The sequence below is a fragment of the Flavobacterium macacae genome (assembly GCF_003865365.1).
In the GTDB taxonomy this organism is placed as follows: domain Bacteria; phylum Bacteroidota; class Bacteroidia; order Flavobacteriales; family Flavobacteriaceae; genus Flavobacterium; species Flavobacterium macacae.
In genome coordinates this window covers 215,218-227,033 of sequence record NZ_RQVR01000003.1, presented here as the reverse complement: position 1 = coordinate 227,033, position 11,816 = coordinate 215,218, and the positions used below count along the sequence as shown (strand labels likewise).

Sequence of the window (11,816 nt, the reverse complement as noted above, 5' to 3'; positions counted from 1 at the left end):
CGTTCGATGCTATAAACTATTGTTAAAACTTGAGTCAAAAATGATGCCTTTTTTGATGAAATGGTAGTAGACGATGCTCTTAGTTTTGTAATAATTTGCGTACTGATTTGATTCTCTTTTGTTTAAAAATTTAAAAAGGAAAAAATAAAAATAGAAGTGCGCTTTTAAAACTGCAAATAAATGTGAAAATTTCCCGTGGAGTGCGAAATGCAATCCCGCTTGACCATCTAAAGTCAGGCGAATAAAGAAAGTAGAGACCAATTTTTCCCTAGGAACATTCTTCAGCATCATCCAAAGTGAGTTTCTGAAATTCAAAAATGTCTTATGCGGACTTGATTCATTTAAGGTAGCGCCACCAACATGATAAACCGTAGATTTTCCGTTGTATTTTACTTTATAATTCAAATTAAAAGCGCGCCAGCACAAATCGATTTCTTCTTGATGGGCAAAAAAATCTTCGTCAAAACCCTTTAATTTTCGATAAACTTCCTTTCTGATAAAGAAACAGGCGCCAGAAGCCCAAAAGATTTCTGTTTCGTCATTATATTGGCTTTCATCTTTTTCTAAATGCTGAAAGATTCTGCCACGACAGAAAGGGAAACCATATTTATCAATAAAACCGCCACCGGCACCCGCATATTCAAACATTTCTTTGTTTTTGTAATCCAATATTTTGGGTTGAATAATTGAAGTTTCTGGTTGGTTTTCAAACATTTCCAGAATTGGATTAAGCCAATTTTCGGTTACCTCAATATCAGAATTGACTAAAGCATAAAATTCTTCTTCTACAAATTTCAAAGCTTCATTATAACCTTTGGCAAAGCCGAAATTATCCGAATTCTGAATAATTTTAATAGTGGAAAAAGTATTTTTTATAAAAGAAATGGAGTCATCAGTCGAGGCATTATCTGCAACATAAACAGTGGCTTGTTCAGAAAATCGAATTATTGAAGGAAGAAATTCTTCTAATAATTTTCGGCCATTCCAGTTTAAAATTACGACTGCTATTTTTTTCATTTTTTGTTCTTGAATTTTTGGATTTGTTAGGCTTTTGAGAAATTTACGGCTTCTTAGATTGTAAATTCCGGAAGATCTTGCAGAAAATTATATTTCTCTTCTATATAATCCATTTGGCAAAAATAATGATTTAAGCCGTTGGTTACCATTAAATATTTTGCTTCCAAAGCCATATTGTATCGTGCAATTTGGTCAAAAGTATCTTGGCTGATTTTGATGTCGGTTGATTTGCATTCTATCAGTAAAAATAATTTTCCATCTGGCTGAAATACAACAACATCATAACGTTTAATTAAACCATTAAGTTTAATTAATTTTTCGACATTAATATAAGATTTTGGATATTTTTTTTCTTGCAGGAGATATTGGACTACATTTTGGCGAACCCATTCTTCAGGAGTTAAAACAATAAATTTTTTGCGTATTTCATCGAAGATAGCGACTTTATTTTCGCTATTTTTGAATCGAAATTTATAAGCAGGAAAATGAAGCTGTTGCATTGCGCAAATATAGTTTCAAAGTTGCAGAGTTGCAAAGTTTCTGAGATACTAAGTTTTCAATTATAATAAAAATACATAAACACATTCTTTTGGACGAAGTAGTTAAAATTGTCAACGACATCAAAGCCGGAAATATCAAGCCCATTTATTTTTTAATGGGCGAGGAGCCTTATTATATTGATAAATTGACTGAATTTATGGAGGCAAATCTTTTAGCGGAAGAAGAAAAAGGCTTCAACCAAACTATTTTATATGGAAGAGATGTGACGATAGATGACGTGGTTTCTACTGCAAAACGCTATCCGATGATGGCTGAAAGACAAGTTGTGGTTGTTCGTGAAGCGCAAGAACTTTCTAGAACGATTGATAAATTAGAAAGTTATGCCGAAAAACCAATGCTGACAACGGTTTTGATTTTTGCTTATAAGTATAAAACGCTGGACAAAAGAAAAAAAGTAACTAAAGTTCTCGCAAAAAATGGACTCGTTTATGAGAGCAAGAAATTGTATGAAAATCAAGTAGGCGACTGGTTGAAACGTGTTTTGGCTGGAAAAAAGTTAAATATCGAACCAAAAGCTTCGGCAATGTTAGTTGACTTTTTGGGAACTGATTTAAGCAAGATTGCCAATGAATTAGACAAATTGGCTATTATTTTGCCAAAAGGTGGTACAATTACCCCAGAAGTTATTGAGGAAAACATCGGTTTCAGCAAGGATTTTAACGTCTTTGAATTGCGAAAAGCCATTGGCGAAAAAAATCAGAAAAAGGCGTACCAAATTGCCAAATATTTTGCCGATAATCCAAAAGACAATCCGTTGGTTTTAACCGTTGGGCAGACTTTTGGATTCTTCATACAGCTTTTAAAATACCACGGGTTAAAAGACAAAAATCCTAAAAATGTAGCTTCGGCTTTAGGCATAAACCCTTATTTTGTCAAGGAATATGATGTGGCCATAAAAAATTATCCGATGAAAAAAGTGAGCGCTATTGTGGCAACGTTACGCGACATTGACGTGAAAAGCAAAGGTGTTGGTGCCAGCAGTTTAGGAAGCGGTGATTTGATGAAAGAAATGCTGGCGAAGATTTTTTCGTAAATAATTATTTTGAGCTATTATATTTTAGATGAAAAACACATTCTCCTTATTTGACTTTACTCAAAAAGTAAACTATAAAACCGAGATTCTTGCGGGATTGACCGTTGCCATGACCATGATTCCAGAGTCTTTATCCTTTGCCATATTAGCGGGTTTTCCGCCTTTGGTAGGATTATACGGTGCTTTCATCATGGGATTTGTAGCATCCATTCTTGGCGGAAGGCCCGGACTGATTTCTGGTGGAGCCGGAGCAACGGTTATCGTTCTCATCGCATTAATGAAATCCCATGGCATCGAATATGTTTTCGGGGCTATTGCTTTGGCGGGCGTTTTCCAAATTTTAATGGGCGTATTTAAACTCGGAAAATTTATCCGATTAGTCCCGCAGCCTGTGATGTTTGGTTTCGTAAACGGATTGGCCATTGTCATCTTTATGTCGCAGCTTGAGCAATTTAAAACGGTTGTCAACGGCGATGTTTCGTGGTTGACCGGAATGCCTTTATTAATAATGAGCGGTTTGGTGGCGCTGACCATCAGCATAGTGCTTTTGTTTCCTAAAATTACCAAAGCAATTCCGGCATCTTTGGTCGCCATTTTGGTTGTATTTTTAGTTGTAATTGGTTTCGGAATCGAAACCAAACAAGTTTCTGATATTGCATCCATCAGCGGCGGATTTCCTCCATTTCATATTCCAGATATCAATTTTACGTTAGAAACATTGCAGATAATTTTTCCGTACGCGCTGATTATGGCGGGAGTTGGGTTGACTGAAGGTTTATTGACTTTAAATTTAGTCGATGAAATTACGGCATCAAAAGGAAACAGCAACCGCGAATGCATCGCCCAAGGAACGGCAAATATTGCCAACGGATTTTTCTTTGGGATGGGTGGATGCCCAATGATCGCACAGACTTTAGTGAATCTTTCTGCTGGAAGCCGGGCACGGCTGTCGGGAATAGTTGCTTCGTTAACAATATTGATCATCATTCTGGTTGGAGCTCCGGTTATTGAAAAATTGCCTTTGGCAGCTTTGACGGGCGTGATGATTATGGTGGCCATTGGCACATTTGAATGGGCGAGTTTAAAAACTTTCAGAAGAATGCCAAAATCAGACGTTTTGGTCATGCTGATTGTAATGATGATTACAATTTTCTTGCATAATTTGGCTTTAGCGGTATTAATTGGCGTGATTATTTCAGCGTTAGTTTTTGCTTGGGACAATGCCAAAAGAATTAGGGCTAGGAAATTTATCGACGAAAATGGAGCAAAACATTATGAAATTTTCGGACCCTTATTTTTTGGTTCAGTCACTTCTTTTTCTGAAAAATTTGAAATAGCTTCAGATCCGCAGACCGTGATTATTGACTTTAAAGAAAGCCGTGTGGCTGATATGTCGGCTATTGAAATTTTGAATAATCTGACTCATAAGTATAGCAAGCTTGGAAAAACGGTTCATTTGCGGCATTTGAGCCCAGATTGTATAGTGCTTTTAAAAAATGCTTCGGCTATCATCGAAGTCAATATTATGGAAGATCCCGATTACAAAATTGAATAAAATAGGGCTGTAAGTTTGATTCTCACAGCTTTTTTATTTAGTAAATAAGTTTAATGCTTCACACTTCTTGTATTTTAAATATTTTTTATAATTTCTATAAAACGCTTAGAATCAATAAACAAATAGTATAAATCATGTAATATTTTTTTGATTGGAAGAACCTAATTTTGGTTGAAACAAAAAATAAAACAGTATGGACAGTATCAACAAAAATCAACCCGAAGATAATTTCAAGAATTTAGTAGGCAGGGAAGCAATTGACAAAATTAAAGAATTGGCTGCAAAAGCCGGTTCGTGTTTTTTCTGTACAAAAATAGAATCAGGAAAATCATTTGATACCCGACCAATGGCGCCAGAAAAAATTGATGATGAAGGAAACTTCTGGTTTTTAAGTTCTTCCGATAGCCATAAAAATGAGGAATTAGAAAACGATCCGTCTGTGCAAATGCTGTTTCAAGGTTCTTCTTATAGCGATTATTTGTCGATATATGGCAAAGCGACGATTTCTAAAGACAAAAATAAAATCAAAGAATTGTGGAATCCCATGATGAAAACGTGGTTTACAGAAGGAGAAAATGACCCAAGAATTACCGTGATTAAAGTAACCCCGTCAGAAGGATATTATTGGGATACCAAACACGGAATGGCGGTGGCAACATTAAAAAGAATCTTTGGTGCAATAAAAGGGGAAACCTACGATGACTCGATTGAAGGAAATATAAAACCGTCATAAAAATTTAATTTGTTACTAATTCAATAAAAAATTTCATTAATAATTGTATAGTGCAAAAAAATAATATACTTTTTTTGCACTATTAATTTTATGTATAATTGCTAAATTAGTATATTTATGCAAAATTTATATATATGGAGATTTTAGCCTGTCCAAAATGCCAAGGGAATTCAATAGTAAAAAGCGGTGTAATCAAAGACAGGCAAAGGTATTTATGTAAAAAATGCAACTATTATTTTACCGTAAACAAAATTGGAAAAAAGATAGATAACTACTATGTAACCAAAGCTCTGCAATTGTATTTAGAAGGCCTTAGTTTTCGAGAAATTGAGAGAATTATCGGGGTTTCGCATGTTACCGTCAGCAATTGGATTAAAGAGTTTAAGATCAAAAAACCTTCGCATGCTGATTACCATCCCACTTACAAGATCTACAATCACTTAGAACTTATTGAATACTTAAAAAACAAAGAACAATTATCAGGTGCAGGAATGATAATTACAGAGCTTGGAGATAAGTTTATGCTCATAAAATGGGAGCGTTTTAAAGATTAACTATATCGCTTTACAATTATATATATTAATATTTTTTTCATCATAAGTTTTTTTGAATTTGGTACTGCAAATAACAAGTACTAACCGAATAAACAAACTAAATTATGAAAAGAATTTCTTTGATTGCAGCTGTTTTGTTTTCTTCCCTTTCAGGATATTCTCAAGGTTCTCCAGATTATGGAAGCGGCTTGAAATTCAACTTAAAAGAAGATGGCTCAAAATACCTCAGGGTTTTGGCTTGGAACCAAATCTGGTTTCGCTCTTCTGACATGAATCCCGGAACCACCATTAATGGGGAAGAAGCTTCTTCAAGCACCGACATCGGAAACAGAAGGCTCAGAATTCTCTTGCATGCGCAACTTTCCCCTCGCTATATGATTGTGACGCATTTCGGAATCAATAATCAGACTTTTACAAACGGCGGTGCGGCTGGAACTACAGGAACCGGCGGTTATGGCCAAGGAAAAAAACCAGGATTGTTTTTCCACGATGCCTGGAACGAATATGCAGTCGTTGTGCCTCAAGCGGACCAAAAATTCAGTCTTTCTTTAGGTGGAGGTTTGCACTATTATATGGGACTTTCACGCATGACGATGGCCTCAACCTTAAATTTCTTGACCGTTGATGCACCTATCTTCAACTGGCCTTTGATTGAAAATTCAGATCAATTTGCACGTCAAGGCGGTCTTTTCGCTAAAGGAAAATACGGCAAATTTGAATACCGCTTGAGTTACAACAAACCTTTTGCAACAAATCTTGCTCCGGTTGATGCACCAACATCTGATGTGGCTGTGGCTGTTGACAATAGCGGTAATACAAAATGGTCTAAAGCGGGTTATTTTGAATACCAATTTTTAGATGTGGAATCAAATCTGCTTCCTTACAAAGTGGGTTCTTACCTTGGAACCAAAAAAGTCTTCAATATCGGTGCCGGATTTTACAATGCGCCAGATGCCACAAGAACTTCAGTAGCTGGAAATGTCGGCAAGCATGATATTACGTTACTTTCTGCAGACGTTTTCGTGGATATGCCTATCGGCAAACCCGAAAAAAAGATGGCAGTCACAGCATATTCTGTTTTTTACAATTATGATTTTGGCCCTAATTATTTAAGAAATTTAGGAATTATGAATGTGGGAACTGCAACAGCAGATCCGGCTTATACTGGTGACAGAGCGCTTGCCGGAGCCGGAAATTTACAGCCAATGATGGGAACCGGAAACATCTGGTATACGCAAGCGGGAATTTTATTGCCAACTTCTGAAGAAAAACCAAAAGTAAGAATCCAGCCTTATGGCGCTTATACGTATAAAAACTTTGAAGCTTTAGATAAGTCAAGCAGCCAATTTGACATCGGAGCTAACTTTTTCCTTGACGGTCACCATGCTAAAATTACCACGCAGTATTCTACAAGGCCAGTGTATATAACTCCAAATAAGGTAGAATCATTAAAAGGCGAATTCACGGTTCAACTGCAAATTTATTTATAAGAAACCCATCCTAAAACTATAAAATATGAGTACAACAGCAAGTGTAAAGAACACAAAAGGAATCTGGAAAGTCATCACGGCTTCCTCCCTCGGAACCTTAATCGAGTGGTATGATTTCTACATTTTTGGAAGTTTGGCAGTCGTAATTTCTACCAAATTTTTCCCAGCAGACAATCCAACTGCCGCGTTTTTGTCCACATTGGCAACCTTTGCGGCTGGTTTTGTCGTTCGTCCATTCGGAGCCTTATTTTTCGGAAGGCTAGGCGATTTGATTGGAAGAAAATACACCTTTATGGTTACGCTTTTATTGATGGGAGGGGCCACTTTTTTAATCGGATGCGTTCCTGCTTACGAAACCATCGGATTTATGGCCCCGCTTTTAGTATTGATTTTAAGATTGTTGCAAGGTTTGGCTTTAGGCGGAGAATATGGCGGCGCAGCAACTTATGTGGCCGAGCACGCACCATTGGGCGAGAGAGGCTATTGGACTTCTTGGATTCAAACCACGGCAACATTCGGATTATTCATTTCATTGATGGTAATTTTGGCTACAAGAGCATCTTTAACACCAGAACAATTTGACGAATGGGGTTGGAGAGTACCTTTTTGGGTTTCAATCTTGATGGTTTTTGTATCGTATGTTATTCGTAAAAAAATGGACGAATCGCCCGTTTTTGCAAAAGCCAAAGCAGAAGGGAAAACAAGTACAAATCCGTTAAAAGAAAGTTTCGGAAACAGATACAACTTAAAATTTGTTTTATTGGCTTTGTTTGGGGCCGCAATGGGACAAGGTGTGGTTTGGTACACAGGCCAATTTTATGCCATGAGTTTCTTGAAGACCGTAATGTTCGTGGAATCTTCTCAAGCTGACGGATTATTAGGTTTGGCTTTATTATTCGGAACTCCGTTTTTCTTATTCTTCGGATGGTTGAGTGATAAAATCGGCAGGAAAGCGATTATGATGGCGGGTATGCTGTTAGCAATTTTATTGTACCGGCCAATTTACAAAGCAATGTATGAAACAACAGACGTAAGCTTAAAAACAGAAGTAATTGATAAGGCTAAAATTGTTGCAATTACAAAAGAAAATAAACACCAGCAATTAGATTCTATCTACACATCCACAAAAGAATTTGCAGACGGAACGCAATGGCAGCAAGTAAAAACGCTTCACCTTCAAGACGGAAAACCAATTTTAGACGAAAAAGGTGTTGCTAAATCAGATACAAAAACAACAGTTACCATTAACGATTCTGACAAATGGAGCTTGATTTTCTGGATATTTATTCAAGTAATCTTTGTGACGATGGTTTACGGTCCAATTGCCGCATTTTTGGTAGAAATGTTCCCAGTAAGAATCAGATACACATCAATGTCTCTGCCATATCACATCGGAAACGGTATCTTCGGAGGACTGCTTCCTGCCATTTCCACTTATTTTGTAGTTAATGCAAAAGAAACTGGCGATCCAGAGTTTTACTTAGAAGGATTGTGGTATCCGATTGTGATTGCAGCAATCAGTTTCTGTATCGGAATGGTATATTTGAAACGTAAAAATAATATTGAAAACGAATAAATAATAAAAATATGAACGCAATAAAAAGAATTCTCGGAATAGTTTGGCTCGCTTTAGCAGCCGCCGCAGCTTATTTTTGTATTTTTGAGTTTGGATACCCAAAGTTCGTTTCAGGCAAACAGGAAGATTTGGTTTTTGGCATTATCATCCTTTTCGTCTTGACGCCGCTAATTGTTTTAGGATTAGGCGCTTTTGGTTATTTTGCCTTGATTGGAGAATATGACGATGAAAAATAAATTATAGTCTTATAAAAAGCCACAGCTCTTGAGATTTTCTCAAGGGCTATCGGTTTTTTAAATTGGTAGATTTCTTATATTCTAAGAAATTAAGAATTCTCGACAAAGTAGTTAAAATCTTTTACCCTGAAACCAACAATGAAAAAACGGCACGAACAAAAACTCATAATCGTTTCCTTATTTTTGCTTCTGGCATTCAATATGCCACTGATGCTGCTGTTTGACAGTGCGTCTTCATTGGAAGGAATTCCTTTGATTTATTTCTATTTTTTCTCTGTCTGGCTATTTTCAATCTTAATTTCCTTGCTTATAATTAAACGTTATTATGAGTAGCATCGTCTTATTAATCATTCTTTCTGTTTATTTAGGATTGCTTTTTATTATTGCTCATTGGGCAGAAAAAAGAGGCAACTCAAAATGGACGAACAATCCTTATGTTTATACGCTTTCAATGGCGGTTTACTGCAGCGCTTGGACCTATTATGGAAGTATTGGCGTGGCTGCAAACTCAGGGTTGAATTACCTGCCTATTTACATCGGGCCAATAATTATTATGCCTGCCTGGATAATCATCCTGCGTAAAATCATCCGAATTTCTAAAGTCAACAAAATTTCCAGCATTGCTGATTTTATCTCGCTGCGTTATGGAAATAGCCGTTTTCTAGGCGCTTTAGTTTCGTTAATCTGTATTTTCGGAATTTTGCCTTACATCGCTTTGCAATTAAAAGCCATCGCTGAAACATTTCACGTGGTTACAAAAACTTCAACGCATTCTAATATCTTTAACGATACCACGACCTATGTAGCCATAGCTTTGGCACTTTTTGCATCGTATTATGGAACACGTTATGTCGATGCATCCGAAAAAAGAAATGGAATCGTGACCGCAGTTGCCATGGAATCGATCTTAAAATTATTCTTCTTTTTACTCTTGGGAATTTACGTTACCTTCTTTGTTTTTGATGGTTTTGATGATATTTATGCGAAAGCTAGCATCTTAGAAAATTTCAAGGAAAAGAACACAATCGGAGGGATTCCACAAGCAATCAATTGGTTCTTTTTATGCATTTTATCACTTTTTGCCATATTTCTTTTACCACGCCAATTCCAAATGGCAGTGGTCGAAAACAATCGCGAAAGCCATATAAAAACTGCCATCTGGCTCTTTCCACTCTATCTTTTGCTTTTTAATATTTTCGTATATCCTGTGGCTTGGGGTGGCAATATTTTATTTGACGGCCAAGCCGTAAATCCAGATACCTATTCGCTTCTGATTCCGCAGTTTTTTAACAATCAACTGATAACTGTTTTTGTTTTTTTAGGAGGATTTTCAGCAGCCATCTCAATGATTGTCGTTTCCTCCATCGGATTATCTACCATGTTAAGCAACAATGTTTTGATTCCGTATGGTTTTCTCGGGAGATTGCAAAGTGACGTGCAAGAAACGAACAATAAAAAAATCGTTAACATCCGAAAAGTCGGAATTTTTTCGCTGATAATTCTGGCTTATTTAATCTATCGCGTTTTCGTTTTAGAATACAATTTATTTTCAATCGGCATGGTTTCCTTCGTAATAATTGCGCAATTGGCACCCGCTTTTTTCGGAGCAATCTTATGGAGAAGAGGTTCCCGAAATGGCGCCGTTGCCGGAATCATCGTTGGTTTTTTAATTTGCACCTATACGTTATTGATTCCCTACGCAATAGGATTTACTAATTTTGAACAGGCATTTATCAATCAGGGCTTATTTCAAATCCAACTTTTAAAACCTTTTGAATTATTCGGGTTAGACTATTTAGATCCCGTGCCACACGCGCTTTTTTGGAGTATTTTGTTCAATGTTTTAGTCTTTTTATCCGTCTCGGTCAGTTTTAAAGGAAATTACAGAGAAAGAAATTATGCTGAAATGTTTGTGGATATTGACAAATACATCACGATGCACGAAAACGCATTTGTTTGGAAAGGAACAGCTTATATCAGCGATATCCGTAAAGTTTTAAGTCGGTTTTTAGGTGAAGAAAGAACAAAACGTGCTTTAAATCTATTCAGTTTAAAATACAATGTTGACAAAAGCCAAGAGTTGGCAGATTCCAGATTGATCAAATTTGCCGAGAATCTTTTGACGGGCCATATCGGGACAGCTTCTGCCAAAATATTAATTTCCAGTGTGGTAAAAGAAGATAAAATCACGCTTCCTGAAGTTTTAAAAATTTTAGAAGAATCAAAAGAGAATATAATAATCAACAAAAAGTTAACCGAGACTTCTCGAGAATTAAAGATGATCACAGCCCAATTAGAAAAGGCCAATGAAGATTTAATTTCTAAGGACAAACAAAAAGATGAATTTTTGGATACCATTTCTCACGAATTAAGAACACCAATTACGGCAATTCGCGCAGCGACTGAAATTCTTCATGACGATGATGATATTCCTCATGAAATGAAAAAGCAATTTTTATCAAATATCATTTCAGAATCAGACCGGTTAAATCGTTTAATTACCAAGATTTTAGATTTAGAAAAATTCGATTCGGGAAAGCAGAAAATTTATGTAACTGAGAATAATATTTACCACACCATTTCTGAAACCATCATGCAATTAAAACAGCTTGTTGAAAATAAAAAAATTACTATAGATTTAATTTCAGAAAAAAACAGCGTAAAAGCCTATTATGATGAAGACCGAATTACGCAAGTTCTAAATAATCTACTTTCAAATGCCATAAAATTTTGTCCCAGCCACGACGGAAATATTGCTATTTTTATTACAGAATCAAATACAGAAATTGAAGTCGCAGTGCAAGATAACGGCAAAGGAATTGACGAAAATGACTTTGAAGCTATTTTTGACAAGTTTTACCAGTCATCAAATCAGAACATTAAGAAACCTATCGGAAGTGGTTTAGGATTAGCTATTTGTAAAAAAATAGTGGAACATCATAAAGGGAAAATTTGGGCAGAAAATGTTAAAGATGCTGGCGGTAAAGTTACTTTCACAATTCCAAAATTTAATAGGGAAACAACAGCTTGAGCAAAAATTAACGCCATAAAATAAAACGAA

Annotated in this window: 10 protein-coding genes; 8 read left to right on the top strand and 2 right to left on the bottom strand. The window is 36.1% G+C overall.

The features are described from left to right. Positions 1 to 9: 9 nt before the first annotated feature. Together EG849_RS04320 and EG849_RS04315 are read right to left on the bottom strand one after the other, a co-directional pair. Entirely contained in the window at positions 10 to 1,017 is a 1,008-nt protein-coding gene (locus EG849_RS04320; RefSeq protein ID WP_125011859.1) for a glycosyltransferase family 2 protein, read from the bottom strand. Between the two features lie 53 nt (positions 1,018 to 1,070). Further along, entirely contained in the window at positions 1,071 to 1,517 is a 447-nt protein-coding gene (locus EG849_RS04315; protein ID WP_125011858.1) for a type I restriction enzyme HsdR N-terminal domain-containing protein, read from the bottom strand. An 89-nt stretch (positions 1,518 to 1,606) separates the two neighbouring features. On the opposite strand from EG849_RS04315, the gene holA reads away from it, so the two are divergent. The 8 genes from holA (at position 1,607) to EG849_RS04270 (ending at position 11,786) form a co-directional block, all read left to right on the top strand. Further along, positions 1,607 to 2,611 carry a DNA polymerase III subunit delta gene (gene holA, locus EG849_RS04310; RefSeq protein ID WP_125011857.1) on the top strand — a complete coding sequence of 335 codons (1,005 nt, stop codon included), beginning with the start codon at positions 1,607 to 1,609 and terminating at the stop codon, positions 2,609 to 2,611. 28 nt (positions 2,612 to 2,639) lie between these two features. Next, positions 2,640 to 4,166: a SulP family inorganic anion transporter gene (locus tag EG849_RS04305; protein ID WP_125011856.1), complete on the top strand. Its 1,527-nt coding sequence runs from the start codon at positions 2,640 to 2,642 to the stop codon at positions 4,164 to 4,166. 193 nt (positions 4,167 to 4,359) lie between these two features. Next, the gene (locus EG849_RS04300) at positions 4,360 to 4,899 is read left to right on the top strand and encodes a pyridoxamine 5'-phosphate oxidase family protein (RefSeq protein WP_125011855.1); all 540 of its coding nucleotides are present in this window, start codon (positions 4,360 to 4,362) and stop codon (positions 4,897 to 4,899) included. 134 nt (positions 4,900 to 5,033) lie between these two features. Continuing rightward, a complete protein-coding gene (locus EG849_RS04295; protein ID WP_125011854.1) occupies positions 5,034 to 5,453 on the top strand; it encodes an IS1/IS1595 family N-terminal zinc-binding domain-containing protein in 420 nt (139 codons plus the stop codon). A 104-nt stretch (positions 5,454 to 5,557) separates the two neighbouring features. Beyond that, positions 5,558 to 6,943 carry a porin gene (locus tag EG849_RS04290; RefSeq protein WP_125011853.1) on the top strand — a complete coding sequence of 462 codons (1,386 nt, stop codon included), beginning with the start codon at positions 5,558 to 5,560 and terminating at the stop codon, positions 6,941 to 6,943. A 25-nt stretch (positions 6,944 to 6,968) separates the two neighbouring features. Then, on the top strand, positions 6,969 to 8,519 hold the full coding sequence (locus tag EG849_RS04285) for an MFS transporter (protein WP_125011852.1): 1,551 nt from the start codon (positions 6,969 to 6,971) through the stop codon (positions 8,517 to 8,519). A gap of 11 nt (positions 8,520 to 8,530) precedes the next feature. Beyond that, positions 8,531 to 8,755, top strand: a complete 225-nt coding sequence (locus EG849_RS04280; protein WP_125011851.1) for a DUF6814 family protein — start codon at positions 8,531 to 8,533, stop codon at positions 8,753 to 8,755. A gap of 325 nt (positions 8,756 to 9,080) precedes the next feature. Continuing rightward, the gene (locus EG849_RS04270) at positions 9,081 to 11,786 is read left to right on the top strand and encodes a sensor histidine kinase (protein WP_125011849.1); all 2,706 of its coding nucleotides are present in this window, start codon (positions 9,081 to 9,083) and stop codon (positions 11,784 to 11,786) included. Positions 11,787 to 11,816 lie beyond the last annotated feature (30 nt).

Coding starts and splice junctions, on each gene's coding strand:
- EG849_RS04285 (WP_125011852.1), top strand. CDS start 6,969: ATGAGTACAACAGCAAGTGTAAAGAACACAAAAGGAATCTGGAAAGTC.
- EG849_RS04290 (WP_125011853.1), top strand. CDS start 5,558: ATGAAAAGAATTTCTTTGATTGCAGCTGTTTTGTTTTCTTCCCTTTCA.
- EG849_RS04270 (WP_125011849.1), top strand. CDS start 9,081: ATGAGTAGCATCGTCTTATTAATCATTCTTTCTGTTTATTTAGGATTG.
- EG849_RS04295 (WP_125011854.1), top strand. CDS start 5,034: ATGGAGATTTTAGCCTGTCCAAAATGCCAAGGGAATTCAATAGTAAAA.
- EG849_RS04305 (WP_125011856.1), top strand. CDS start 2,640: ATGAAAAACACATTCTCCTTATTTGACTTTACTCAAAAAGTAAACTAT.
- EG849_RS04320 (WP_125011859.1), bottom strand. CDS start 1,017: ATGAAAAAAATAGCAGTCGTAATTTTAAACTGGAATGGCCGAAAATTA.
- EG849_RS04300 (WP_125011855.1), top strand. CDS start 4,360: ATGGACAGTATCAACAAAAATCAACCCGAAGATAATTTCAAGAATTTA.
- EG849_RS04315 (WP_125011858.1), bottom strand. CDS start 1,517: ATGCAACAGCTTCATTTTCCTGCTTATAAATTTCGATTCAAAAATAGC.
- EG849_RS04280 (WP_125011851.1), top strand. CDS start 8,531: ATGAACGCAATAAAAAGAATTCTCGGAATAGTTTGGCTCGCTTTAGCA.